General features: G+C 71.5%; 20 protein-coding genes. 14 read left to right on the top strand and 6 right to left on the bottom strand.

Translation table 11 applies throughout. The features are described from left to right. Nucleotides 1-19: 19 nt before the first annotated feature. A complete protein-coding gene (locus tag AB0H88_RS04485; RefSeq protein ID WP_357641189.1) occupies nt 20-1,939 on the bottom strand; it encodes a BTAD domain-containing putative transcriptional regulator in 1,920 nt (639 codons plus the stop codon). Between the two features lie 204 nt (nt 1,940-2,143). On the opposite strand from AB0H88_RS04485, the gene AB0H88_RS04480 reads away from it, so the two are divergent. From AB0H88_RS04480 to AB0H88_RS04420, 13 genes are all read left to right on the top strand, one after another. Continuing rightward, nucleotides 2,144-3,865 carry an AMP-binding protein gene (locus tag AB0H88_RS04480; RefSeq protein ID WP_357641188.1) on the top strand — a complete coding sequence of 574 codons (1,722 nt, stop codon included), beginning with the start codon at nt 2,144-2,146 and terminating at the stop codon, nt 3,863-3,865. Between the two features lie 13 nt (nt 3,866-3,878). Continuing rightward, entirely contained in the window at nt 3,879-4,151 is a 273-nt protein-coding gene (locus AB0H88_RS04475; protein WP_357641186.1) for an acyl carrier protein, read from the top strand. Continuing rightward, complete coding sequence (locus AB0H88_RS04470; RefSeq protein WP_357641184.1) at nt 4,148-5,488, top strand: FAD-dependent oxidoreductase; 1,341 nt, start codon at nt 4,148-4,150, stop codon at nt 5,486-5,488. Before AB0H88_RS04475 ends, AB0H88_RS04470 begins: the two co-directional genes overlap by 4 nt. Further along, complete coding sequence (locus tag AB0H88_RS04465) at nt 5,481-7,181, top strand: class I adenylate-forming enzyme family protein (RefSeq protein WP_357641182.1); 1,701 nt, start codon at nt 5,481-5,483, stop codon at nt 7,179-7,181. Before AB0H88_RS04470 ends, AB0H88_RS04465 begins: the two co-directional genes overlap by 8 nt. After that, nucleotides 7,178-8,548 (top strand): lysine 2,3-aminomutase, encoded by a 1,371-nt coding sequence (locus AB0H88_RS04460; RefSeq protein ID WP_357641180.1) that lies wholly within the window; start codon nt 7,178-7,180, stop codon nt 8,546-8,548. Before AB0H88_RS04465 ends, AB0H88_RS04460 begins: the two co-directional genes overlap by 4 nt. After that, complete coding sequence (locus AB0H88_RS04455) at nt 8,545-9,537, top strand: hypothetical protein (RefSeq protein ID WP_357641179.1); 993 nt, start codon at nt 8,545-8,547, stop codon at nt 9,535-9,537. Before AB0H88_RS04460 ends, AB0H88_RS04455 begins: the two co-directional genes overlap by 4 nt. Then, entirely contained in the window at nt 9,534-10,763 is a 1,230-nt protein-coding gene (locus AB0H88_RS04450; protein WP_357641177.1) for an AMP-binding protein, read from the top strand. Before AB0H88_RS04455 ends, AB0H88_RS04450 begins: the two co-directional genes overlap by 4 nt. Beyond that, entirely contained in the window at nt 10,760-12,013 is a 1,254-nt protein-coding gene (locus AB0H88_RS04445; RefSeq protein ID WP_357641175.1) for an MFS transporter, read from the top strand. Before AB0H88_RS04450 ends, AB0H88_RS04445 begins: the two co-directional genes overlap by 4 nt. Continuing rightward, a complete protein-coding gene (locus AB0H88_RS04440; RefSeq protein WP_357641173.1) occupies nt 12,010-12,858 on the top strand; it encodes an SDR family NAD(P)-dependent oxidoreductase in 849 nt (282 codons plus the stop codon). The genes AB0H88_RS04445 and AB0H88_RS04440 overlap by 4 nt, the downstream gene beginning before the upstream one ends. Beyond that, a complete protein-coding gene (paaI, locus tag AB0H88_RS04435) occupies nt 12,855-13,268 on the top strand; it encodes a hydroxyphenylacetyl-CoA thioesterase PaaI (protein ID WP_357641171.1) in 414 nt (137 codons plus the stop codon). The genes AB0H88_RS04440 and paaI overlap by 4 nt, the downstream gene beginning before the upstream one ends. A 9-nt stretch (nt 13,269-13,277) precedes the next feature. Continuing rightward, on the top strand, nt 13,278-14,534 hold the full coding sequence (locus AB0H88_RS04430; protein ID WP_357641170.1) for a hypothetical protein: 1,257 nt from the start codon (nt 13,278-13,280) through the stop codon (nt 14,532-14,534). Between the two features lie 106 nt (nt 14,535-14,640). Continuing rightward, nucleotides 14,641-15,264 (top strand): urea carboxylase-associated family protein, encoded by a 624-nt coding sequence (locus AB0H88_RS04425; protein ID WP_357641168.1) that lies wholly within the window; start codon nt 14,641-14,643, stop codon nt 15,262-15,264. Continuing rightward, nucleotides 15,261-16,379 carry an NADH:flavin oxidoreductase gene (locus tag AB0H88_RS04420; RefSeq protein WP_357641166.1) on the top strand — a complete coding sequence of 373 codons (1,119 nt, stop codon included), beginning with the start codon at nt 15,261-15,263 and terminating at the stop codon, nt 16,377-16,379. Before AB0H88_RS04425 ends, AB0H88_RS04420 begins: the two co-directional genes overlap by 4 nt. A 58-nt stretch (nt 16,380-16,437) precedes the next feature. Here the strand turns inward: AB0H88_RS04420 and AB0H88_RS04415 are convergent, their stop codons facing one another. From AB0H88_RS04415 to AB0H88_RS04395, 5 genes are all read right to left on the bottom strand, one after another. Next, entirely contained in the window at nt 16,438-17,997 is a 1,560-nt protein-coding gene (locus AB0H88_RS04415) for a PucR family transcriptional regulator ligand-binding domain-containing protein (RefSeq protein ID WP_357641164.1), read from the bottom strand. 64 nt (nt 17,998-18,061) lie between these two features. After that, a complete protein-coding gene (locus tag AB0H88_RS04410; protein ID WP_357641162.1) occupies nt 18,062-18,643 on the bottom strand; it encodes an ATP/GTP-binding protein in 582 nt (193 codons plus the stop codon). Beyond that, nucleotides 18,624-18,974 carry a DUF742 domain-containing protein gene (locus AB0H88_RS04405; RefSeq protein ID WP_357641161.1) on the bottom strand — a complete coding sequence of 117 codons (351 nt, stop codon included), beginning with the start codon at nt 18,972-18,974 and terminating at the stop codon, nt 18,624-18,626. Before AB0H88_RS04405 ends, AB0H88_RS04410 begins: the two co-directional genes overlap by 20 nt. Continuing rightward, on the bottom strand, nt 18,971-19,396 hold the full coding sequence (locus AB0H88_RS04400; protein WP_357641159.1) for a roadblock/LC7 domain-containing protein: 426 nt from the start codon (nt 19,394-19,396) through the stop codon (nt 18,971-18,973). Before AB0H88_RS04400 ends, AB0H88_RS04405 begins: the two co-directional genes overlap by 4 nt. Further along, nucleotides 19,389-21,986: a sensor histidine kinase gene (locus AB0H88_RS04395; protein ID WP_357641158.1), complete on the bottom strand. Its 2,598-nt coding sequence runs from the start codon at nt 21,984-21,986 to the stop codon at nt 19,389-19,391. Before AB0H88_RS04395 ends, AB0H88_RS04400 begins: the two co-directional genes overlap by 8 nt. A 381-nt stretch (nt 21,987-22,367) precedes the next feature. On the opposite strand from AB0H88_RS04395, the gene AB0H88_RS04390 reads away from it, so the two are divergent. Beyond that, nucleotides 22,368-23,969, top strand: a complete 1,602-nt coding sequence (locus AB0H88_RS04390) for a carboxylesterase family protein (protein ID WP_357641156.1) — start codon at nt 22,368-22,370, stop codon at nt 23,967-23,969. Nucleotides 23,970-24,177: the final 208 nt, after the last annotated feature.

Here is a 24,177-nt window from a genome sequence, read left to right as displayed (position 1 = left end):
CGGGGGCGCGCGAGGCGCGTCAGGGCTTCACGCGCCCCCGGCGGGTGAGGCGCGTCAGGGCTTCGGCGCGGGTACGGTCGAGCTCGCTCTCCTCGGCTCGGGCACGCTCGCGGGCGTACTCCCGCATCAGGTCGTGGAAGGTGTAGCGGCCCGGCTCGCTCTCCTCGATGAGGTGCGCGGCGGCGAGCCGGGACAGCAGGTGGTCGGTTTCGCTCGGGGGCGCGCCGGAGAGCGCGGCGGCGGCCTCGGCGGTGAACGTCGGCCCGGGGATGAGGCCGAGCAGCCGGAACAGCCGCCGTGACGGCGGGTCCAGGCGGCGATAGGACAGGTCGAACGCCCCGCGCACCGCCGCGTGCGGATCCCCGTTGACCGCCAGCGAGGACAGCCGGGTCCCGGCGAGCCGGCGAACCTGCCCGGCGATGCCCCCGGCGGGTCGGCCGAGGACGCCGGCCGCCGCGACGCGCAGCGCCAGCGGCAGGTAGCCGCAGGCCCTGGCCAGCTCGCGGGCGGCGTCCCGCTCGGCCGCCAGGCGCTCGTCGCCGAGGAGCCTGCCGACCAGGGTGCCCGCCTCGTCCGGGGCCAGCATGCCGAGCGGAACGGGGAGCGCGCCGTCCCGGGCGACGAGGCCGGTCAGCCGGTCCCGGCTGGTGATCACGGTGGCGCAGCGCCGGCCGCTGGGCAGGAGCGGACGGACCTGTTCCTCGCTGCCCGCGTCGTCCAGGATCACCAGGACCCGCCGGTCGGCGAGCAGGCTGCGGTAGGCGGCGCTGGCCTCCTCCTCCGCGTGCGGCACCCGTTCGGCGGGCACGCCGAGCCCGCGCAGGAACTGCCCGAGTGCCTCGATCGGGCGCAGCGGCCGCTCCGGCGAGTGGCCGCGCAGGTTGACGTAGAGCTGGCCGTCCGGGAACAGGGAGCGCATCCGGTGCCCCCAGTGGACGGCCAGCGCCGTCTTCCCGACCCCGCCCGTGCCCGTGACCATGGAGATCGCCGCCGCGTCGCCGCCGGTCGCGGCCGAGTCCAGGAGACGGAGCTCGGCCGCCCGCCCGGTGAACTGCCCCGGCTCCGGCGGCAGTTGCGCCGGCATCGCCGACGCCTCCCAAGTCTCCGCCTCGTCCAGGGCGGACCCGTTGAGAGCGGAAAGGTCAGGCGACCTGCCGGGTGGCCTGATCGTCGAGACCTTCCCCCGGAGGATCCGCTGGCGAAGCTGCCGCAGCTCGGGACTGGGATCCAGGCCCAGCTCCTCGATGAGGCGGCGGCGGGTGCGTTCGTAGCGCTCCAGCGCGTCCACCCGCCGGCCCGCCCGGTACAGCGCCAGCATGAGCAGTCCGACCAGACCCTCCCGGAAGGGGTTCTCCGCGACCAGCGCGATCAGTTCGGGGACCAGCCCGGCGTGCCGGCCCGCCCGCGTCTCGGCGTTCAGGCATTCCTCGGTGACCGCCAGTCGTTCCTCGACGAGGGCGTCGCGCAGCAGGTCCAGCAGCCCTCCGCCGGAGACGCCGCTCAGGGGCTCGCCCCGCCACAACGCCAGCGCGCGTCGCAGCCCGGTGGCCCGTGCCTCGGCGGACTCCATCGTCCGCGCGCGGGCGACCGCGTTCCTGAACTCGTGCACGTCCACCTGGTCAGCGGCGAGCCTGAGCAGGTAACCCTGCGAGTAGTACGCGATCGTGACGTCGGCTCTGGCCAGGGCGGGCCGCAGCCGCGAGACGTACCCCTGCACCATGCCCCTGGCGCCCGTAGGGGCCCGCTCTCCCCACAGCCCCTCGATCAGCCGGTCGACCGACACGGTCCGGCCCGCCTCCAGCGCCAGCAACGCCAGCACCGCCCGCTGGCGCGGCGGTCCGAGCAAGACCTCCTGATGTCCGTGCCACGCCCGTACCGCTCCCAGCAGCCCTATCTTCAGCGCTTGGCCGAGGCCCGGCAGTTCTAATCCGTCTGGCATATCGCTCCCCGTCTGGCACGTCGTGGTTACAGGCCGCCATACGAAAGACACGAGACGCAGTCCAGTAGAAATCCTTCCGGATTCAAGCCCCCCTGCAGCGCCGTGCGGCACTCTGAACGCGTTCTCCGGGGTGCATTCGAAGTCGAATGACCGTGGGATGAAAATACGCGGTGCTCCCCGGGGTCAGCTCGGAAAGAGGCAACCTTGTTTTTTCCGCACGACCTGATGAAGGACTTCGCCGGCGCGGTCAGCCGCCATCCCGACCGCCCGGCGATCGCGTACAACGGCCGGACCCTCACCTACGCCCAACTCCACGCCTGGACGCTCGCGACCGGCCGGCGGCTGGGCCCGCGTCCCGGGGTGGTCGGGGTGCTGACGTCTCGGTCGCCGGCGACGGTGGCCGCCCTGCTCGGCATCCTGGCGGCGGGCGGAACGTACGTACCGATCGATCCGGCGTTCCCCTGGCCGAGGCGGCGGGCGCTGATGTCGGCGAGCGGCTGCGCGGCGTTGATCCCCACCACCAAGCCCACCACCAATTCCACTGAGCCCACTGAGCCCACTGAGCCCACTGAGCCCACTGAGCCCACTGAGCCCACTGAGCCCACTGAGATCAACGACCCCGGTAACCCCACTGAGGCCGGCGTGCGCCTGGTGGATCTCCCTGATCTCCCCTCCCGTGCCGCCGAAGCGGGCCGGGTCGCTGCCGCCCATACACCGGAGACGGACGCGGTCGTCGTCGCCGGGGACGATCCGGCGTACATCCTGTTCACGTCCGGCTCCACCGGCGCGCCCAAGCCCGTGGTGACCCCGAGGCGGGCCATCGCCGTCGTGACCGGCGCGCTGCGGGAGCTGTTCGGGCTCACCCCCGAAGACCGCGTCCTGCAGTTCGCGTCCTTGAACTGGGACACCTGCTTCGAGGAGATCCTGCCCACCCTCACCACGGGCGCGACGCTGGTCTTCCACGACCACGCCCACTCGGGATCGTTCCATCGCATGCTGCGCATGATCGCCGCCGAGCGGATCACCGTGCTGGACCTCCCGTCGGCGTTCTGGCATGAGCTGGTGCGCCACCTGGTGGACGAGGGGGCCGCGCTGCCTGCCTGCGTCCGGCTGGTCGTCATTGGCGGGGAGGCCGTGAGCGCGGCGCGGCTGGCCGACTGGCGCGCGCTCGGCACCGAGGGGATCCGCCTGGTCAACACCTACGGGTGTACGGAGACGACGCTCATCACCCACGCCATAGACCTGCACGGCCCGCTGGCAGCAGGGGAGCGGGTGCCGACCGAACCGGCCGCCGGGGGCGCAGGGGAGCGGGTGCCGATCGGACTGGCCGCTGGGGGAGCGGGGGAGCGGGTGCCGATCGGACTGGCCGCTGGGGGAGCGGGGGAGCGGGTGCCGATCGGGCGCCCTCTGCCGCACGTCGGGCAGCACCTTAGCGAGTCCGGCGAGCTGTTGGTCGGCGGCCCGTCACTGGCGCTGGGCTATCGGGGCCTGCCGGAGGCGACGGCGGAGCGGTTCGTCGAGCTCGGCTCCGAGCGGTACTTCCGCACCGGCGACCGGGTCGGCCTGGCCGCCGACGGTACGCTCACGCACGAAGGCCGGCTCGACCACGAGCTCAAGATCCGCGGCATCCGGGTCGATCCGGGCGAGGTCGAGGCGCAGATCTCCGGTCATCCACGGGTGGGCGCCGTGGCGGTGGCGGGCGTCACCGTCGCCGACCACACGACGCTCGCGGCCTACATCGTCCCCGGCCCACTCGCCGACGACGACACGACGCTGGCCGCCGACGTCCGCGACTACCTGCGCGACCGCGTCCCCTGCCATCTCGTGCCCAGCCGGATCACCGTCGTCCCCGAACTCGTCTACACGGCGAGCGGAAAAGTCGACCGGGCGGGTTCGCATCGGCGATACGCGTCCGCCACCGTTTGAGGGAGACCATTCCGTGAATGTCAACGCCGTCTCGGCGGTATTTCAGCGTGTCCTGGAGAACCCGGAAGTCAGCGCGGACTCAGACTTTTTCGTCATGGGCGGGGATTCGCTGCTCGCCACCCGTGTCCTGAGCGCGATCGCCCGTACCAGCGGCGTTGAACTGGATTTCGACGACTTCCTCGACGCGCCGACTCCGAGCGCCCTCGCCAAGAAGATCGCGAGCTCCGCACAGAGCGCGAGTGCCGGGCAGAGCGCGAGTGCCGGGCAGGACGTGAGCCCGGCATGAGCGTCGTCGTCGTGGGAGCCGGCCTGGCCGGGCTCACCGCCGCCGCCGACCTCGCCGCGCGCGGCGTCGAGGTCACCGTCCTGGAGGCACGCGAGCGGGTCGGCGGCCGTACGCACGGCATCGAGGTGACCCCGGGCGTCTGGGTGGACGCGGGCGCCGCGTACCTGGGAGACCGGCACACCGCCCTGAACGCCCTGCTGGCCGAGCTGGACCTGAAGACCACCCCGACCACCATGACCGGCGCGAGCCGGTTCGCTCTCGGCGGCGAGGGCCAGACCCGGGCCGGCCGGTTCCCGCCGCTGTCGGCGGTCGCGCTCGGCGAGCTGTTCGACGCGCTGGACGAGCTGGACCGCGGGGTGCGCGCGGAGGCCCCCTGGCTGTCCGCGGGCGCCGCCCGGCTGGACGCGCTGACCGCGGCCGAATGGGCGCGCGAGCACCTGCGCCACCCGGACGCGCGGCTGTTCTTCCCGCTGTTCCTCGGCGAGATGATGGCCGCGGACCCGGCGGACGTGTCCGTCCTGCACATGGCCTTCTACCTGCGCTCGGGCGGCGGGATCCGCTACCTGAACGCCTTCGCGGGCGGCGCGCAGGAGGACCGGATCGACGGCGGCGCGCACCAGGTGTGCCGGCGGCTGGCCGCCGGACTGGGCGACCGGGTGCGGCTCGGCGAGCGGGTGCGCGCGATCCACCAGGACGGCGACGGCGTGACCGTCGTCGCCGCGACCGGGTCGGTACGGGCCCAGGCCGCGGTCGTCGCGGTGCCGCCGCTGCTGGCCGACGCGATCGACCACCTGCCAGGGCTGCCCGCCCCCCGCTCCAGCTCTCGTACGGCGCCCGGCTGCGCGGTGAAGGTCCACCTGATATACCCGTCGCCGGCCTGGCGGGAGCAGGGGCTGTCCGGCTGGTCGGTCAACGCGCGGGGTCCCTTGCTGTCCACCGTGGACGACTCGCCCGCCGACGGCGGGGTGGGCGTGCTGACCGGGTTCGTGACCGGCGGGGAGGCGCACAGGTACGCGGCGCTGCCCGCCGCCGAGCAGCGCGAGCAGGCGGTCGCCCAGGCCGCGCGGCTGTTCCCCGGATTGCCGGAGCCGATCGGCTGCCACGTCACCGACTGGGTCCACGAGCGTTACAGCCGGGGCTGTTACGCGGCGCTGTTCGGGCCGGGCGACTGGCCGCGGCTCGGCCCGCGGCTGACGGCCCCCCACCGGCGGGTGCACTGGGCCGGCACCGAGACGAGCACGGAGTTCTTCGGACTGATGGAAGGCGCCATCCGATCGGGGCACCGGGTGGCCGCGGAGATAAGCGCGACGTACCGATGGAGGGACATCCATGACTGACAGCACGTCCATCGCCCCCCTGGCCGTCCGGCAGGGATTCATGACCGAGCCCGGACTGGGCGCGGGCAACTTCCTCGACCACGCCCTGGCGGCCAACCCGAACCGGGCGGTGCCGTTCGTCTACAGCCACCACAACGACCACCGTGGCCGGGTGGTGCTGCGCGGCCACAGCCTGGTCGACCTCGCGGCGCTGCGCGACCGGTACGCCAAGTGGTACTGGGCCAACGGTGTACGGCCCGGCGAGCCGGTGGGCATCGTGGTGGCCGAAGGGCTCGAACCGCTGCTCCACTTCCTGGCGCTCACGGCGCTCGGCGCCATCCCGACCATGATCAACGACGCGATGCGGGCCGACGTCATGGTCCGTTACCTCGACCACGTGGGCGTCGTCGGCGTCGTCGCCGATGACACGACCAGGCTGCAAACGGCCTACCGCAACGCCCCGCAGACCAGGCCCAGGTTCGTCGCCCTGGCCGCCGAGGTGCGGGCCTACGACGCCGACTCCGGCCGCTTACCGGAGGAGTACCCCTACCAGCACGCTCCCGACGACATCGTGGCGTTGATCCACTCCTCCGGCACCACCGGCACCCCGAAGTCGACGACGCTCGGACATCGCAGCTTCTGGGACGGCAAGCAGCCGCGGATGCTGCGCTTCCCCGCCGAGCCGTACGACCGGCTGATGTCGCTCATGCCGCACACCCACGCCGGCGGGCTCAGCTACTTCCTCACGGCGGTGCTGCTCGGACTGCCGACCGTGGTCATGGCGGACTGGCGGCGTACGGCCGTGGAGCCGGTGATGGAGGCGTTCCAGCCGACCATGGTGGCCTCCTTCCCCCGGACGTTCGTGGAGCTGGCCACCGGCGAGCTCCCGGTCAAGGGGGCGGCGAAGGTCCATTCCTGGTTCAACACCGGAGACAGCGCCCACTACGGGCACATCAGGCGCCTGGTCGAGCTCGGCGAGCGGCCCGCCGGCCTGATCAAGTCATGGCTGCTTCCGGAGGGTGACGCCGGCGGGCCGCTGCCCGGCTCCCAGTTCGTCGACGGGCTCGGCTCCTCGGAGATGGGGATGGCGCTGTTCGGCCAGGTGACGGCGCCGGAGACCCCGCGCGACGACCGGTGCGTGGGCAAGGCGCAGGACGCGGTGATCAAGGCCGCGGTGCTGGACGAGAACGGCGAGGAGGTGCCTGACGGCACCGTCGGCCTGCTGGCCGTGATCACCCCCTCGCGTACACCGGGCTACTGGAACGACCCGAGGCTGACCAGCAGCTTCGAGCTCAACGGCTACTGGCTGACCGGGGATGTGGCGCGCCGGGACAGCGAGGGCAACTTCTACCACCTCGACCGCACCGTGGATGTCATCGACACCGCGACGGGGCCGGTCTACAGCCTGCCCATCGAGGAGATCCTCATCGCCGACTGCGCCGACCTCGTCCAGGACTGCTCGGTCGTGGGTGTGCCAGGCAAGGCGGGGGAGGGGCAGCGCCCGATCGCCGTGGTGCGGCTCCAGGCCGGCGCCGCCGGCGCCACCGCCGACGAGGTCATGGAGCAGGCGAACAAGGCCCTCGCCGACGCCGGTCTGGCCACGCTCGCCACCGTGATCATCGCGCGGACGGACGAGGACTATCCGCTCGGCCCCACGGGCAAGGTGCTCAAACGCGAGCTCCGTACCCGCCACGCGGTGCTGTTCACCGGATGAGCCATCAGATGAACGCCGGCGTCGCCCGCGGCCCGTACACCTATGCGCGCCGTCCGCTCGTCGAGCCGGACTGGCGACGGCTGCCGGGCTGGCGCGGCGTCACCGACGCGCAGTGGCGCGATGCCCAGTGGCAGCGCGCCCACTGCGTGAAGAACGCCGGGCAGTTGCGCGCGGTGGTGGGCGACCTGCTGCGGGGCTCCTTCTACGCCGACCTGGCGGCCGACGTCGCCCGGTTCGCGACCATGTCCATGCTGATCACGCCCCAGTTGCTCAACGTGATGGCGCCGGACGCCGTGAGCGATCCGGCGGCGTTCACCCGGGCCTTCCTGGCGGACCCGGTCCGCCGCTACCTGCTGCCGGTACGCTCCGACCGGCATCCGGTCTGGCCCAGCCATCCGCGTGCCCGCCGCGACTCGCTGCACGAGGCCGAGATGTGGGTGGTGGAGGGGCTGACCCACCGCTACCCGACGAAGGTGCTGGCCGAGCTGCTGTCCACCTGCCCGCAGTACTGCGGGCACTGCACCCGGATGGACCTGGTCGGCACCTCGACGCCGCAGGTGGTCAAGGCGCGCCTCGCGCTCAAGCCCGTGGACCGGCAGGAGCTGATGCTGGACTACCTCAAGCGCACGCCCGGCGTACGCGACGTGGTGGTCTCCGGCGGCGACGTGGCCAACCTGCCATGGCCGCGGCTGGAGGCGTTCCTGCTGCGGCTGCTCGAACTGGAGTCCATCAGGGACATCCGCCTGGCCAGCAAGGCGCTGATCGGCCTGCCCCAGCACTGGCTGCAGCCCCGCGTGGTCGAGGGGATGGGCCGGGTGGCCGCCATCGCCCGCGGCCGCGGCGTGAACCTGGCCGTGCACACCCACGCCAACCACGCGCGGTCGGTGACGCCGCTGGTCGCCGAGGCGGCCCGGGCCATGTTCGAGGCGGGCGTGCGGGACGTGCGCAACCAGGGCGTGCTCCTGCGGGGCGTGAACACGACCACGGAAGACCTCCTGGACCTGTGCTTCGCGCTGCAGGGCGAGGCCGGAATCCTGCCCTACTACTTCTACCTCTGCGACCTGATCCCCAACGCGGAACACTGGCGGATCCCGGTCCACCAGGCCCAGCGGCTGCAGGAGGCCATCATGGGCTACCTCCCCGGCTACGCGACGCCGCGGCTCGTGTGCGACGTGCCGTACGTCGGCAAGCGCTGGGTGCACCAGGTGGTGGAGTACGACCGCGAACGCGGCATCTCGTACTGGGCCCAGAACCACGGAATCGGCCTCCAGCCGGTCGAGGACCGCCTGTTCCCCTTCTACGACCCGATCGACACCTTGCCCGAGCCGGGCCGCCGCTGGTGGGCCGACGGAGAGGGACGACCATGACCCCGAGCACGCTGCGCCGCCTGTGCTGGATCTTCCCCGATCGCGAGTCCACCCGGGCCACCACGTTCTGGCACCACTTCTTCTGGGACCTCTACGCCGAGGTGGCCGCCGAGCTCGGCCTGAGCTGGAGCCGGCATTCCCCGGACACGGTGACGGTCGACGGCCTGGAGACCGGCAAACCGCGCGTCTACGTGGACGACGAACTCGTCACCCCGGAGGACACGCTCTTCATCACCGCGTTGTACTCGCTGCCCTACCAGTCCATGGACGTGTTCAACCAGTACGCCCTGTACGCCGTGCTGGAGCAGGCCGGCTTCTACCTGTCGTTCCCGCCGGGCCTGTCGCCCATCGCCAACGACAAGCTGGCCACGGTCCTCTACCTGCACGATTCGCCCATCCCGCCGGTGCCCACCCTCCGCATCGGAACCGGGCGGGACACCAGCAAGCACCTGTACGAGGTGGCGCTGGCGAACCTGACCTACCCGGCCATCGTCAAGCCGTCCGGGTGGTGCGGCGGCGGCGGGGTGAACCTGGCCCGCGACGCCGAGGAGATCCGCGGCCTGGCCAGCCTCGCGCAGGGCGGCGACACCACGCTCGTGATCCAGCCCTACCTGGGTGACGGCACGGTCGACTACCGGGTCTACGTCGTCGACGGCGAGCCGTACGCCGTGATGAAACGGATCCCCGAACCCGGTTCGCCGGTCGCCAACGCCAGCCGGGGCGGCACGATGGAGTTCCCGCCCGTCCCGCCCGAGCTGGCCGAGGCGACGGCGTACTTCTACGAGAAGCTGCCGATCCCCTTCTTCTGCGTCGACTTCCTGTTCGACGGCGAGCGGTACTGGTTCTCCGAGCTCGAACCCGACGGTGTGATCGCCCCGGACTTCGGCGACCCCCACCGGGCGCTCCAGCGCGAGGTCACCCGGGCCCGCTGGACGGCCTACCGCGACGCCCACACCCGCTGGCTGACCGAAAGTCAGGTGAAGAAATGACCGAATCGTTCTCACTGCCGCCCGAGGCGGCCGAGCCCCATCTGCGCGTCCCGCGACGAGCCCTGGAGCGGCTCAAGAGCGTGCCCGCACTCGCGCCGCGCTACGCCGGCTGCGACAAGGTGCTCACGCTGGAGGACCTCGCCGCGCTGCCCCCGCTGGTGAAGGACGATCTGAACGTGGCGCTGGCGCACCTGACGCCGAAGGCCGAGGAGGGCGCCACCTGGCTCTTCCAGAGCGGCGGCAGCACCGGCGCCCCCAAGGTCGGCTACGCCCCCACCGGGTTCTACATGGCCGGTGTCTACGAGCAGTGGCGGCCGCTGGAGCCGGACGACGTCTTCGTCAACGGCTGGGGCGCCGGCCGCATGTGGGGCGCCCACTTCCTGGCCGGGGCCTTCGCGGATCTGTCCGGCTGCCGGGTCATCGCGCTGGGCTCGGTGACGAAGGAGGAGTACGGCGACTGGCTGTCGTTCTTCGCCGCCCAGGGCGTGACCGCGTTCGGCGGCACCCCCAGCGTGCTGCGGCTGTGGTTCGCGCACGCGCGGGCCACCGGCGTGCGCCTGCCCGCGCTGCGCAAGGTGCTCTGGCTGGGGGAGGCGTGGCACCCCCAGCTCGACGAGGACATGGCCGTGGTGGCGCCGGACGCGCGCCGCTGGGGCATGTTCGGCAGTACGGAGACCTGGGTGATCGGCACCAACACCCCGCGGTGCCCGGCGGACGTCTTCCACCCGCTGCCCGCGCAGCTCGTGCACGCCGACGCCGACGAGCTGCTGGACTTCACCACGCTCGACCCGGCCATGCTCAACCCGGTGCTGCGCTACCGCACCGGCGACGCCGGCCGCTTCGTGACCTGCGAATGCGGCCGGGAGGACAGGGCGCTGCGAGTGCTGGGCCGCCGCGACTCGGTGGTCCAGGTACGCGGGCTGGGGCTGCACGTGGACGACATCGTCGCCCAGGCGGAGCGCGAGCCGGGCGTCTCCCGGGCGCAGATCCTCATCACCGAGCAGCGGGGCCGGGTGTCCGCGGTGGAGGTGCTGCTGCTGACCGACGCGGACGCGCCGCCGGATCTGCCCGAACGGCTGCGCGGGGAGCTCATGTCCGCGACGTTCACGATCAGCACGGCCTTCCAGCACGACCCGCACGCCTTCCAGGTCACGGCCGTCGACGCGCTGATCAGCAACGAGCGCACCGGCAAGACCGCCGGCTTCGTCGTACGGGAGGAGCCGTGAGGTTACCGGAGTCCCTGGGCAGGCAGTTCAACCTGTACTGGGGCGGCCAGACGGTGAGCCTCGTCGGCGACCGGGTCACGGTGTTCGTGGTCCCGACCTTGATGATCTTCGTGCTGCACGCCTCCGCGTTCGAGGTGGGCGTCGTGGCCATGGCCCAGTACCTCGGCATCCCCGTGCTGGGCCCGGTCGCCGGGGTGCTGGTCGACCGGTGGGACAAGCGCCTGACCATGCTGATGTGCGACGTCGTACGGCTGGTGGCGGTGACGGCGATCCCCGTGGCGTACTGGGCCGGCGTGCTGTCGACGCCGTTGCTGTTCGTCTGCGTGGCGCTGATCAGCGGCGCGACGATCTTCTTCAACGTCGGCTACCTCGTCGCCGTGCCCACCACGGTGCCGCAGGACAAGCTGGTGCGGGCGTACTCGCGCCTTGAGGGCAGCAGCACGGTGTCCGAGGTGGCCGGGCCGTCGATCGCCGCGGGCCTCTACCACGTGCTCGGGGTGGCGGCGCTGCTCGTCGACGCGGCCAGCTACCTGGTCTCGGCGGCGTGCTTCCGCGCCATGCGGCCCTGGGGGGTCAAGGCCGTCCAGCAGGGTTCCGTGTGGTCGCGGCTGGTGCTGGGGTTCCGGCTGAACTGGGCCGATCCGGTGCTGCGCCGGGTGGTCGTGGCGGCCGTGACCCTGAACTCGGGCGGCCCGATCTTCGTCACGGTCCTGCCGGTGCTGGCCTACCAGGGCCTGGGCATCTCGGTGGGCGTGTTCGGGGCGGCGATGTCGGCCGGGGCGGGCGGCGCGGTGATCGGCGCGCTCGTCGCGCCCAAGATCAGCGACCGGCTGGGCCTCGGCCGGACCATGGCCTGGGGACTGCTGCTGCACTGCCTGGTCGGCCTGGGCATCCTCGCCGCACCGGCGCTGCCCGCCGCACTCGTGATCGGCGTGACGTTCGGCTGCTACGGCTTCTTCATGTCGTGCATCAACGTCTGCAGCGCCCCGATCCGCCAGTCGCGGATGACGGCCGAGAACCAGGGCGTGATGCACGCGGCCTTCCGTACCGTGACGTGGGGGGTGATCCCGCTGGCCGCGCTCGTCGGAGGCACGGCGGTCACCCTGCTGACCGGCGGTCTGGGCGTGCTCGACGCGGCCAAGGTGGTCATGGCCGCCGGCACGCTGCTGGCCGCGTTCTCGTTCCTGCCCGCGGTGGGGATCCAGTCGCTGATGGATCGCGCCAAGAACCTCGAGGAGAGCCCGGCATGACCGTGCTGATCACCGGTACGTCCTCCGGCATCGGCCTGGCGACCGCGGTCACCGCCGCCAGGGCCGGCTTCACCGTGGTGGCGACGATGCGCGACCTCAGCAAGGACGGCGCGCTGCGCGAGGTGGCCGACCAGGCCGGGGTCACGCTGGACATCCGCCGTCTCGACGTCACCGACGCCGCGTCCATCGCCGCGTGCTTCCAGGGCGTGCGGGAGGAGTACGGGCGGCTGGACGCGGTGGTCAACAACGCCGGCGTCTCCAACTTCGATCCGACCATGGAGATGTCCACCATGGAGGCCCTGCGGGCCAACCTGGAGGTGAACTTCTTCGGCGTCATAGCAGTGAGCCGGGTCGCGATGCCGCTGCTGCGCGCCGCCCGTGGCCGCCTGCTGACGATCGGCAGCGTGCACGGGGTCGTCGGACAGCCGTTCAACGAGGCGTACGCGGCGGCGAAGTGCGCCGTCGAAGGGTTCATGGAGAGCCTGGCGCCGGTCGCGGCGGCGCACGGGGTGCGGGTCAGTGTGGTCGTGCCCGGCTTCGTACCGGACACCGAGTTCGGGATTTTTCCGGACATCAACCGGGGGACCATCCGGGCGGCCTCGGGGCCGTACGCGGGGACGTTCGACGGCTACCTCGACTGGGTGCGCGGCGCGGGCTGGGAGGCAGCCGGCCAGTCCAAGTGGGAGGTGGCCGAGGTGGTGGTGCGGACGCTGAGCGAGGACGAGCCGCCGTTCCGGATCCCCACCAGCGACTGGGTGGCGGCGTACCTGGCGCGCAAGCTCGCCGATCCGGACGGGTCGGCCGTCCAGGCTCAGGCCAGGACCTGGATCGGGGCCACGGTATGAACGGTATGACCGCCGAGGACCCGGCCTGCCGCTCGCTCGGCATCACGCTGGAGGAGGTGGCCGCCGGCCGGGCGCGGCTGCGGATGCGGATCACCGCCGAGATGGTGAACGGCCACGGCATCGCCCACGGCGGCTACCTGTTCCTGCTCGCCGACGCCGCGTTCGCGTACGCCTGCAACAGCTACGGCCGCGTCACGCTGGCGCACAGCGCGCAGGTGACGTTCCTGCGCCCGGCCGCGGCCGGTGACGAGCTGGTCGCCGAGGCCACGGAGCGCGTCAGGTACGGCAGGAACGGCGTCTACGACGTGACCGTACGCCGCCCGGCCGGCGAGATCGTCGCGGAGTTCCGCGGCCAGAGCGTGACGGTCTCCGGCAGGCCGGTGGCCCGGCCCGATGACACGAGGATCTAGGAGAGACACATGCCCGCCAAATCCCTGCGTGACCTGGTCGACTTCGCCCGCCGCCACTCGCCCTTCTACGCGGGGGCGTACCGCGACGTGCCCGACGGCGCCTCCGACCTCACCCAGCTGCCGATCATCGACCAGGCGGCCTTCTGGGCCGCGAACGTCTATCCGGACAACCGGCTGCTGACCGGCCCGCTGACCGACGCCGGCGTGTACACCTCCGGCGGCACCACCGGCGCGCCGAAGTTCTCCCCGTGGACCCGCGCGGAGCACGCCGACTCGGTGACCGCGTTCGGCGCCGGCATGGTCCGGGCGGGGCTGAAGCCGGGGCACCGGGTGGCGAACCTGTTCTCGGCCGGCGAGATGTACGGGGGTTTCCTCTATATCGAGCACGCGCTGCACAACGCCCCGGTGGAGAACGTCCGGCTGCCCATCGCCTGCCACGCGTCCGACGACTCCGTCGCCGACCTGATCGGGTACTTCGGCGTCGACGTGCTGGCGGGTCCGCCGATGAAGCTCGCGACCGTGGCCGACGCGGTGACCGCCCGTGGGCAGGTGGCCGACACGGTGGAGTTGCTGCTGTTCGCCGGCGACTTCCTCTTCGACGACCTGCGTCCCCAACTGGCCAAGGCGTTCCCCGGGGCCGCGATCGCCTCGCTCGGATACGCCTCGGTGGACGCCGGGCTGGTCGGCGGCCCGGTGCCGGGCGACGACGTACGCGTGCACGAGGCATTCGCCGACCGCACCCTGGTGGAGCTGATCGACGACTCGACCGGCGAGCCGATCACCGTGCCCGGCGTACCCGGCCGGGTGATCGTCACCAATCTGTTCAGGACGCTGATGCCGATCATCCGTTATCCGGCCGGCGACCTGGCGGAGTGGACCGACACGGACCGCCGCGGATTCCGCCTGCTCGGCAGGTCGGCCGAGGGCGCCAGGGTGGAGACGGTGTCGATGTCGACGGAGGCCATCCGCGCGGTCCTCATCGCGGCGGACCCGGGCCGGGCCATGTCGGGGATGCAGATGGTGCAGCGCCGCTGGAACGGCAAGGACGGGCTGACGCTGCGCCTGGCCTGCACCGAGGAGCCGCCGCCGGAGCTGACGCAGCGGCTCATCGACGCCGTGTACGCGGCCAGGCCGCTGTACCCCCAGACCGTGGAGGAGGGAGGCGTCCATCCGCTGACGGTCGAATGGGTGCGGCCTTCGGAGCTGGAGCTGCATCCCCGTACGGGAAAGGTGCTCCAGGTGGTCGACGAACGCCTCCAGTCCTGACCCGGGAAGGTCCATGGCCCAGATAGGTAGGTTCATCCATCTGAATGGCGAAACGCGGTAGCAATCTCCATGGTCAGGTGCGTGTCCCGACTGCTTGGCTGTCGGCATGCGAGTCATCGTGCCCGCCGGCGAAGGGCGGGCGGTAAAGGTCAGTACCGGTCAGCGCGTGCGCGTCACCGACCTCGACGGAGGTCAGGTCGGTGACGCGTTCGCGTTCGCCGCGGCGGATGTGAACGAGCACCTCAGCGCGTCGCACACGCGGGCCGCCATCAGTCGCCTGTTCCCGCTGGTCGGCGAGCAGTTCGTGACCGACCGGCGCAGGCCCATCCTCACCCTGGTGGCCGACACCTCGCCGGGCCGGCATGACATGCTCATCGCGGCCTGTGACCCGGCGCGCTATCGCGCTCTGGGCGTGCCCGGCTTCCATGCCTCCTGCGCGGACAACCTGGGCGAGAGCCTGTCCCGGCTCGGCCTGGCCGCTCCGGGCGTCCCGCAGCCCGTCAACGTGTTCATGCGGATTCCCGTGGCGGACGACGGCCGGTTGAGCTGGCTCAGCTCGGTCAGCCGCCCGGGTGACGCGATCACGTTCGAGGCGGCGATGGACTGCGTGTTCGTGCTCTCGGCGTGCCCGCAGGACCTGGTCGGGATCAACGGGCACCAGCCGACACCGCTCGCGATCGACCTCCTCGACAGCCACGACGACCTGATCACCCAAGGAGTGAGCAAATGATGAACCATGTCCCGCACCCCGCCCTGCGACCAGAACGTGTCGGCGATCTCAGCCTCGCCAACCGGCTTGCGGTCTCGCCCATGACCAGGGTGTCCGCTGCCGCCGATGGCACGCCGACCGCCGAGATGGCCGACTACTACCGGGCATTCGCCCAAGGCGGCTTCTCCCTCATCGTGACCGAGGGAACCTATACCGACACCTGGCACAGCCAGGGGTACACCAACCAGCCGGGCATCGTCACCGACGCCCACGAGGCCGCCTGGCTGGAGATCGTCAGGCAGGTGCACGACGCGGGAGCGTCGATGATCCTCCAGCTCATGCACGCGGGCGCGCTGTCGCAGGGCAACCGCTACCGCGACGAGACGGTGGCGCCGTCGGCCGTCCCGCCGCGTGGGGAGATGATGCCCGAGTACGGCGGGCACGGCTCATGGCCGACACCTCGCGCGATGAGCCAGGAGGACATCGACCGCGCGGTGACCGGTTTCGTGGCCTCGGCCGTCCGCGCCCGGCGAGCGGGTTTCGACGGGATCGAGGTGCATGGCGCCAATGGCTATCTCGTGGACCAGTTCCTGACGGACTACACCAATGAGCGCGACGATCACTACGGCGGCACGGTCGCCCGCCGGGTACGGCTGGCCGCAGACATCGTCTCCGCCATCCGCGCTGAGCTCGGCCCGCACTTCTGCGTGGGGATCCGGCTGTCGCAGGGCAAGGTCAACGACTTCACGCACAGATGGGCGGGCGGCTCCAGGGACGCGGAGACCATCTTCGCCGCGCTCGCCGAGGCGGGCGCGAGCTACCTGCACATCGCCAGTGAAGGACGGGACTGGGTGGAGACGGCGACCCTGGACGGAGGGATGACGATCACCGGCCTCGCCCGGAAGGTGACGGGACTGCCCGTGCTGGCCAACGGCGGCATGCACGACCTCGACCAGGCGGCCATGCTGCTGGAGGACGGCCACGCGGACGTGCTGACCCTGGGCCGGGGCGCGCTCGCCAACCCGGACTTCCCGCGCCGCCTGGCCCAGGGGCTGCCCATGGCGGCCTTCGATCACCAGATGCTCCAGCCGATGGCGACGCTGAGCAACGCCCGCCGGTGGCGGCAGACGGTTTGAGGTCACCCCATCGCGTCGAGCTCAGTCCAGGACGTGAGCTCAGTCCAGGGCGTCGAGGTCAGTCCATCGCGTCGATGGTCAGCGCCAGGAACAGATCCACCCGATCCTCGGTGCGTCCCACGTCCCTGCCGGTCAGCTCGGTGATCTTGGCGAGCCGGTTGCGGAGCGTGTTGACATGGATGTGCAACGCTCCGGCCGTCGCCGCCCACTGCCCATCGTGATCGAGGTAGGTCCGTAGCGTCAGCTCGAGCTCACCGCCGCGCCGCGCGTCATGGTCCTTCATCGGCCCGAGGAGCTCGCCGGAGAACTGGCGCAAGGTCTCCACGTCGAGCGATCCGAGGAGCAGCCGGTGCGTACCCAACTCGGCGAAGGCCCGTACGGAAGGTCCCGTGCGGGTCCGCCGCAGCACGCGGCAGGTATCCCTGGACTGCAGGAGCCGTGGTCGCAGCTCGGCCGAGTGGGCGGCGAGTCCGCCCAGGCCCGCGACCGGGCGGCGGCCAGGGAAACGCAGTTCGACGCCGTTCAGCAGGCGCTGGGCGAGCAGCGGCAGGTCACGCTCGGGATGGCGCCAGGGCAGTACGGCGACGACGTCCTGCGTGCCATCGGCGACGACGACCGGCACCCCCTCGGCCGCGAAGAACTCCCCGATCACCTCGGCGAGCCCGTGCATCGTCGCGGTCTCGCCGAGCGCGAACGCCACGGCACAGACGGCCAGCGGACCGCCCGGGTCCACGCCGAAGGCGCGCAGGCGGCCAGGGACCTCGGCGGAGCGCCGGCCTCCTGACAGGATCATCTCCAGCAGCTCGCTGGCGAAGCGCATCTCGATCGCCTGGACCGCCTGCTGTTTCGCGACCTCCAGGCTGAGGAACCGGGCCGTCTGCTCCAGCGCCTCCCGCTCGTTCGCCGCGAGCTCACGCAAGGGGCGCAGGCAGATGAGAGCCGCGTCGAGGTCGCCGACGGCGCCCACCGGGAACAGCGCCGCGCGCCCCGCGTCCCCCAGATCCACCTCCAGGGCCGGTGGTCTCTTGGTCAATCCCGTGGCCACGGCGTGCAACTGGTCCGTGCCGAGATCGGCGCCGGCCATCGCGAGCGACCGCGCCATCCTGTCGACCACCGCGAGAGGCAGGTCATGCTCGCGCCGCAGGACGTCGAGCACGCCGGAGGCGCCGGCTCCTCGGGAGATCGCCGTGGCCAGGGCGTCTCCCCGGCGCACCATGCCGACCAGCGCCTGCTTGCGTTCGTCGGTCAGCATGTCGGCCACGGCCTGCGAAACCGCCGTGAACGGCACCGCGATGGAGATCTCCAGCAGCGGCAGCTCCCCTTCGCGGCAGGCGTCGACGAGCTCCGGGGGAGTGGCGGGCGTCTCGGTACGCAGGCCGAACACGATGCCGCCGGCCTTGGCCTTCATGACGTTCCGCACGAAGTGCTCCGGCGGCACCTGGTCGAGCCACAGGCCGTTCGTCAGTACGAGTTCGCCTTCGCGTACGTAGTGCGAAGGGTCGGGCAGCTCGGTGTTGTGCACCCAGGTGACAGGCTCATCCAGCGCGCCCGGCCGGCCCGGCGCCAGCACGCGGAGTTCGAGTGAGCCGCGATCCACCAGGGCCTGAAGCGTGAACACGATGTAACTATAGACAGCCGACAGCCGATTCCATGGAGCTTCCGCTGATGGCGGCCTGGGGTGGTCAGGTCCCTTCCACCGCGTACGTGACCAGCGTCGTCAGCACTTCCTTGACCGACTCGCGCTCGCGTACGTCGCACAGCACGACCGGGGTGGTCTCGGCCAGGCCGAGCGCCCGCCGTACCTTGACCGGGTCGTAGCGTTTGGCCCCGTCGAAGCAGTTCACGGCGACCAGGAACGGGATGCCGCGCTGCTCGAAGTAGTCCACCGCCGGGAAGCAGTCCTGCAGGCGGCGGGTGTCGGTGAGCACGACGGCGCCGAGCGCGCCGACCGACAGCTCATCCCACATGAACCAGAACCGGTCCTGCCCGGGGGTGCCGAACAGGTACAGCCACAAGCCGTCGCGGATGGTGATGCGGCCGAAGTCCAGTGCCACAGTGGTGGTGACCTTGGAGTCCACACCGGAGGTGTCGTCCACCCCGATGCCCCGCTCGCTCAGGAGCTCCTCGGTGTGCAGCGGCCGGATCTCGCTGATGGTGCCGACCATGGTGGTCTTGCCGACGCCGAAGCCGCCCGCGATGAGGATCTTGATGGCCAAGGCCGAGGCGACCGCGGTCGCCCCCGGCTCAGAGGCTGCGTAGTCCATGCAGCACTTCCCTGTAGATGCGTTCGTCGATCGTCTGCGCCGCGGGGCGCGGGCGCTCGATGGTGACAAGACCCTCGCGTCGCAGGTCGCCCAGGATCACCCGCGTGATGTTGAGCGGCAGCTTGAGGTGGGCCGCGACATCCGCCACCGGTGTGGGCCTGCGGCACACCGACAGCACGGTGCGATGCTCCGGGATCAGGTCCGCGAACTCATGGGAACCGCCGACCGTGGTGACGATGGCCACCAGGTCGAACGTCTCGCCACGCGGTCGCGCCCTGCCTCCGGTCAGCCCGAAGAGCCGGATCAGCGGCCCGGGATCCTCCCCGGTCACGGTCTGGCGCCGTTCCAGGCGGGTGCCGGTGCCGCTCCCCTCGGCTGAGAGGAGAGGTGCTCCCCGACGCGCTTGACCATGAGCGCCATCTCGTAGGTGACCATGCCCAGCTCGGCGTCACCCGAGGCGAGCACGGCCAGCCGGGCGCCCTGGCCCGCCGCGGTGACGAACAGGAAGCCACCCTCCAACTCGATGATGGTCTGTCGTACACCGCCCAGGCCGAAGTGCCGTCCCGCGCCCATGGCGAGGCTGTGGCTGCCGGCGGAGATGGCGGACAGATGCTCGGAGTCCTCCCGAGTCAGCTCCCGGGAGCCGCCCATGGCCAGCCCGTCGGCGGACAGCACGATGGCGTGCCGGATGCCGGGGACCCGCTGGGTGAGGTCGTCGAGGAGCCAGCTCAGTTCACTTCTGGCGTCAGGCATCGGGATTGTCGTCCTTTCGGTTCCACACGTCGTGTTCCTGCTCCGTCTGGTCGCGACCCTGCTGCCAGCCACGTTGCATGGACGACATGATCTGTGCGAGCTCCTCCGGCGAGCGCACCGAGACGGCGCTGCGGTCCGCGCGCCGCGCGGCGCGCAGCTGAGGAGCCATGTTGGCTTGAGGTACGCGCATAGGCAAGCCGTCGAGGTCCTCGTCGGCCTCCTGGGCGGGCACTGTGCGGCTCCACTCTACGGATGGACCGGGGGACCCGGCGGAGTCGCGTCCCGATCTCGAAATCGGTCCGGTACTCGGCTCGGCGAGGAACTCGCTCCCCGGCCCATTCCCCAGCCCATTCGCCGAGCCGTTCGTCGAGCCGTTCGCCGGCCCCGGCACGGGGCTGGCCTCGAACCAGGTCGCGCGCTCGGGCTCCGGTTCGCGGACGAGCGCGTCCGGGTCTGCCGGGCCCCCGTGGTCACCGGGGACCTTTCGGCCGTTCACGGCCTCCGCCCCGCGGGCGGAGAAGGCATCCGAGGCGAGGGGGGAGAAGAGCTCCGGCGAGAAGGGCTCCGGAGAGAAGGGCTCCGGGGACAGGGACACCACGCGGGGCCGGGCCTCGGCGGGCGCGGTGCCGATCGCGCGCATGGGCCTGGGGGCGCGACCGGCGTGGCCCACCGGGTGCGCCGCGGCGACGGCCAGGGCCTCGGCGTTGGCGAGCAGCGCGGTGGGGATCAGCATGATCGCGGTGGTCCCGTCGTACGGCGAGCGGCGCAGCATGATCTTGATGCCGTGCCGGGCCGCGAGCCTGGAGACCACGAACAGGCCGAGCCGGTCGCTGTCGGCCAGGTCGAACTCCGGCGGGTCGACCAGCCGGGCGTTGAGCTCGTCGAGGGTGTCCTGGTTCATCCCCAGGCCCCGGTCCTCCACCTCGAGCGCGAAGCCGTTGGCCGCGGTCATGCTGCGGACGTGCACGGTCGTGTCGGGCGGGGAGAAGACGGCGGCGTTCTCCACCAGCTCGGCGATCAGGTGGATCACGTCGGTGACCGCGGCGCCGACCAGCAGCGGGGAGTCCGGCATCGGCGCGACCGTGACGCGGGTGTAGTCCTCGACCTCCAGCACCGCCGCGCGTACGACGTCGAACAGCGGCACGGGGTCGCGCCAGCGACGGGCGGGGGCGGAGTCGGACAGGATGATGAGGTTCTCGGCGTGCCGCCGCATGCGGGTGGTCAGGTGGTCGAGCTTGAAGAGGTCTTCCAGGACCTCCGGATCGTCGACCCGGCGCTCCATGGTGTCGAGCAGCGCGAGCTGGCGATGGAGCAGTGCCTGGTTGCGCCAGGCCAGGTTGAGGAAGACCTGGGCGACGCCCTTGCGCAGCGTCGCCTGGCCCACCGCGGCCTCGACCGCGGTGCGGCGTACGGCGGAGAAGGCGTTCACCACGCGATCGACCTCGGCGGTGTGGGCCGGGTCGAGACCGGGCGCCTCCGTGGCCGGATCGACGTCGTCGCCGCGGCGCAGCCGCTCGACCAGCCGGGGCAGGCGTTCTTCGGCGAGTTCGACCGCGGAGGCCTGAAGCCGTCTGAGCTCGGCGATCAGCGACTGGCCGAACCGGTACGACAGCGCCACCGACGCGACCACCGCGGCCAGGCCCAGGATCAGGACCAGCCAGATACGCCAGTACGCCCCGGTCTTCTGGTCCTCGGCCTCCACCGAGGTGCGGCCCAGCTCCTCGTGCGTGTCCAGGTTGATGGTGCTGAGGAGGGTCTCGGCGTCGGACTTCCACTGGTCGGGGTCCACCGGCGGTGATCCGTTGGTGTCCCACCCGAACAGCCGGTCTTCCACCGACAGCAGCCGCTTGTACGGGGCGCTGGCGACCAGCTTGTCGTAGTTCGCCCGCAGGGCGGGGCCGGCGTCGCGTTCGGCGTTGCCGAAGACGAGCCGGCGGCTGGTCATCGCGGCGACGAACGCGGCACGGTCCGTGGGGGACATCTTGCGGCGCACGATCGTGCTGGTGAGCACGGCGTGCTCCTGGCCCAGGTATTCGGCAGTGGCGCTGTAGGCCGCCATGCCGCGCACCGCGCGGTAGGACGAGAGGCTGCTCAACGCGTCGGAGTCGGTGAACTGCCGGTTGGCGATGCTGATCAGCTCGCTGTACGCGTCGATGATCTTCAGCGGCGGGGACAGCGCGCCCTCGTCCGCGCGCTCGCGCAGCGACTGGAGGCCGTCGAGTGCCCGCACCAGCTCCCGCACCTCGGCCGGGGTGTCGTCCGCCGACCCGTCGCCGGCGGAGCCGATGGATCCGATGGCCTCGCGCAGCCGCGCGGCCTTGCCATCGGTGATCGGCCGCTGCTCGACCAGCAGCCCGTACGTGCCGGTGCTGCGTGGCGCCGCCGCGGAAAGCTGGCGCTCCTGCTGCAGCTCGATGATCAGCTCCAGCACCGGTGACCCGATGGCGTCCCACCGGTCCTGCGTCTGGGAGACCGCGGCGATCTCATCCGCGCTGGAGTAGGCGATGAATCCCCATAAGGCGACCATCGAGACCAGCGGAAGCAGCAGGATCCTGAGCAGTTTGGTGCGGATCGGCGGAGGCGAGCTCATCCATCGTGTCCAATTCCGCGCGTAGTGGTGCGCCGCTAGGCAGTCGTGAACTGGTAGCGGCCCCCCAGGATGCCCGCCACGACTGATACGCCTGTGGTGCGTCCACTATGCCGATGGGGCAGATGTACTTCAAGCTCCAGATGTGAAGATTCGTGCACGATGGTGGGTTGACTCTTTGTCAACACACGGTTCGTGATCGTGATAGTTGGCGTCTGACGCACAGTGACGAGCGGCAGCACCGCCGCGGCCCGGATCGCCGACTGGCTCGGGGCTCGCGTAAAAAGCCTTCCATTCACCGGAGAGCGCTATCCGATAGATCGGACCAGAGCTATGTTTCAGGCGCATGATTCCCTCCGGCCCGTCCCCGAAGGAGTTGCGTACATGCCTGAAACTCTCGCTCCGACGCCGAAAAGGAAATCGAGCCGTCGCGTTTTCGCGCTGCTGACCGCCATCGTCGCCCTTCTCTCAGGAATCCCCGCGACCCCGGCCCTCGCCGGCGCGGCCCGCCCGGTGGTGCGGGCGGAGACCGGCCTGCTCAGGGGCGCCGTGGCCGATCGCGTGGAGCGCTTCCTGGCCGTCCCGTACGCGCAGCCGCCGGTCGGCGACCTGCGCTGGAGCGCGCCCCGCCCGGCCCGCGCGTGGACGGGCGTTCGCGAGGCCGCCGAGTGGGGCAACCGCTGTCCCGCCGCGGCCAGCGGCAACGGACCGCGTTCCGAGACCGAGGACTGCCTGTACCTCAACGTGTTCAGGCCCGCCGGCGTCAAGGCCGGGCAGCGGCTGCCCGTGCTGTTCTGGATCCACGGCGGCGGCCTGGTCAACGGCTCCGGCAACCAGCACGACGGCAGTCTGATCGCCCGGCTGGAGAACGTCGTGGTGGTGAGCATCAACTACCGCCTGGGCGTGTTCGGCTTCCTGGCCCACCCGGCGCTCACCCGCGAGGCCGGTCAGTCCGGCAACTACGGGTTCCTCGACCAGCAGGCGGCGCTGCGATGGGTCCAGCGCAACATCGGCGCCTTCGGCGGCGACCCCCGGCAGGTCACCATCGACGGCGAGTCGGCCGGCGGGTTCTCCGTCTGCGGCCACCTCACCGCCCCCGGATCGAGCGGGCTCTTCAACCGCGCGATCATCCAGAGCGGCTCCTGCGTCAGCGAGCCCGTCAGCCAGGGGGAGCAGTCCGGCGCCTCCATCGCCGGCCGGCTCGGCTGCGCCGACGACGCGACCGCCGTCGCCTGCCTGCGCGCGCTGTCCCCGGCACGGCTCGTCGACGGGCCGCAGTTCAGCTCGTTCGTGTCCGGCGGCCCGGTGCTGCCGGAGGCTCCCGGTGACGCCGTCCGTGCGGGTCACTTCCAGCGCGTGCCCCTGGTCGTGGGCTCCACCCGCGACGAGGGCCGTACGTTCGCGCAGGGCAATCTGGACTGGACCCGGGAGCAGTACGAGAACTTCGTCCGCTCCCTGTACGGCGGCAACGCCGACGCCGTCCTGCTCCGGTATCCCTGGCCGGCGGTGCCGGACCGGTTCACCGGCGCGTACCTGTCGGCGGCGATCCTCACCGACTCCGGCTTCATCGCGGGCCTGGGCGGCTGCCCGACGCTCCGGTTCATCAAGGACCTGTCCGCCTACACCCGCGTGTTCGCCTACCGGTTCGACCACCGTACGGGGCCGGGCCTCACCCCCGAGCCGGTCGGGTACGAGTGGGGCGCCGGGCACGCCGCCGAGCTGGCCTACCTGTGGCCGAGCTTCGACAACGGCACGCCGATCGCGCCCACCTTCGACGCGGCCGAGCGCCGGCTGGCGGCGGACATGGTGCACTACTGGGGTTCGTTCACCCGGCTCGCCCGGCCGCAGGCGCCGTTCGCGTCGCCGTGGCCGGACTACAACCGCACCTCGCGCGTCATGTCACTGCGCGCGGGCGGACGGTCGGTGATGGTCCCGGCCGCCGAGATGGCCACCGAGCACAACTGCGACCTGTGGGACGCGCTCTGACCTTCTGCCCGTCGGACCAGGGCGAAGACAGGACGGCTTGCCCGTCGGACCGAGGCACGACGAAAGTGCCGCGCCAACCGAGCCGATGATCCGATCCTGAGGGCCGCCCCCGTCGTACGGGCGGCCCTGAGCGGGGTGCCTAGCCGAGCAGGGAGCGGACCTCCCCGTACCCCCGCCTTACCCCGCACACCCGCACCCTGAGCGGGGT

It is taken from the genome of Nonomuraea sp. NPDC050680 (assembly GCF_040654555.1).
Classification (GTDB): domain Bacteria; phylum Actinomycetota; class Actinomycetes; order Streptosporangiales; family Streptosporangiaceae; genus Nonomuraea.
The sequence above is the reverse complement of the archived record's forward strand: the minus strand, read 5'-3'. Positions and strand labels throughout refer to the sequence as shown.

Excerpts from the sequence above, each read along its gene's own strand:
- AB0H88_RS04485 (WP_357641189.1), bottom strand. The coding sequence starts at position 1,939 with ATGCCAGACGGATTAGAACTGCCGGGCCTCGGCCAAGCGCTGAAGATA.
- AB0H88_RS04470 (WP_357641184.1), top strand. The coding sequence starts at position 4,148 with ATGAGCGTCGTCGTCGTGGGAGCCGGCCTGGCCGGGCTCACCGCCGCC.
- AB0H88_RS04465 (WP_357641182.1), top strand. The coding sequence starts at position 5,481 with ATGACTGACAGCACGTCCATCGCCCCCCTGGCCGTCCGGCAGGGATTC.
- AB0H88_RS04460 (WP_357641180.1), top strand. The coding sequence starts at position 7,178 with ATGAGCCATCAGATGAACGCCGGCGTCGCCCGCGGCCCGTACACCTAT.
- AB0H88_RS04455 (WP_357641179.1), top strand. The coding sequence starts at position 8,545 with ATGACCCCGAGCACGCTGCGCCGCCTGTGCTGGATCTTCCCCGATCGC.
- AB0H88_RS04450 (WP_357641177.1), top strand. The coding sequence starts at position 9,534 with ATGACCGAATCGTTCTCACTGCCGCCCGAGGCGGCCGAGCCCCATCTG.
- AB0H88_RS04440 (WP_357641173.1), top strand. The coding sequence starts at position 12,010 with ATGACCGTGCTGATCACCGGTACGTCCTCCGGCATCGGCCTGGCGACC.
- paaI (WP_357641171.1), top strand. The coding sequence starts at position 12,855 with ATGAACGGTATGACCGCCGAGGACCCGGCCTGCCGCTCGCTCGGCATC.
- AB0H88_RS04430 (WP_357641170.1), top strand. The coding sequence starts at position 13,278 with ATGCCCGCCAAATCCCTGCGTGACCTGGTCGACTTCGCCCGCCGCCAC.
- AB0H88_RS04425 (WP_357641168.1), top strand. The coding sequence starts at position 14,641 with ATGCGAGTCATCGTGCCCGCCGGCGAAGGGCGGGCGGTAAAGGTCAGT.
- AB0H88_RS04420 (WP_357641166.1), top strand. The coding sequence starts at position 15,261 with ATGATGAACCATGTCCCGCACCCCGCCCTGCGACCAGAACGTGTCGGC.
- AB0H88_RS04410 (WP_357641162.1), bottom strand. The coding sequence starts at position 18,643 with ATGGACTACGCAGCCTCTGAGCCGGGGGCGACCGCGGTCGCCTCGGCC.
- AB0H88_RS04400 (WP_357641159.1), bottom strand. The coding sequence starts at position 19,396 with ATGCCTGACGCCAGAAGTGAACTGAGCTGGCTCCTCGACGACCTCACC.
- AB0H88_RS04395 (WP_357641158.1), bottom strand. The coding sequence starts at position 21,986 with ATGAGCTCGCCTCCGCCGATCCGCACCAAACTGCTCAGGATCCTGCTG.
- AB0H88_RS04390 (WP_357641156.1), top strand. The coding sequence starts at position 22,368 with ATGCCTGAAACTCTCGCTCCGACGCCGAAAAGGAAATCGAGCCGTCGC.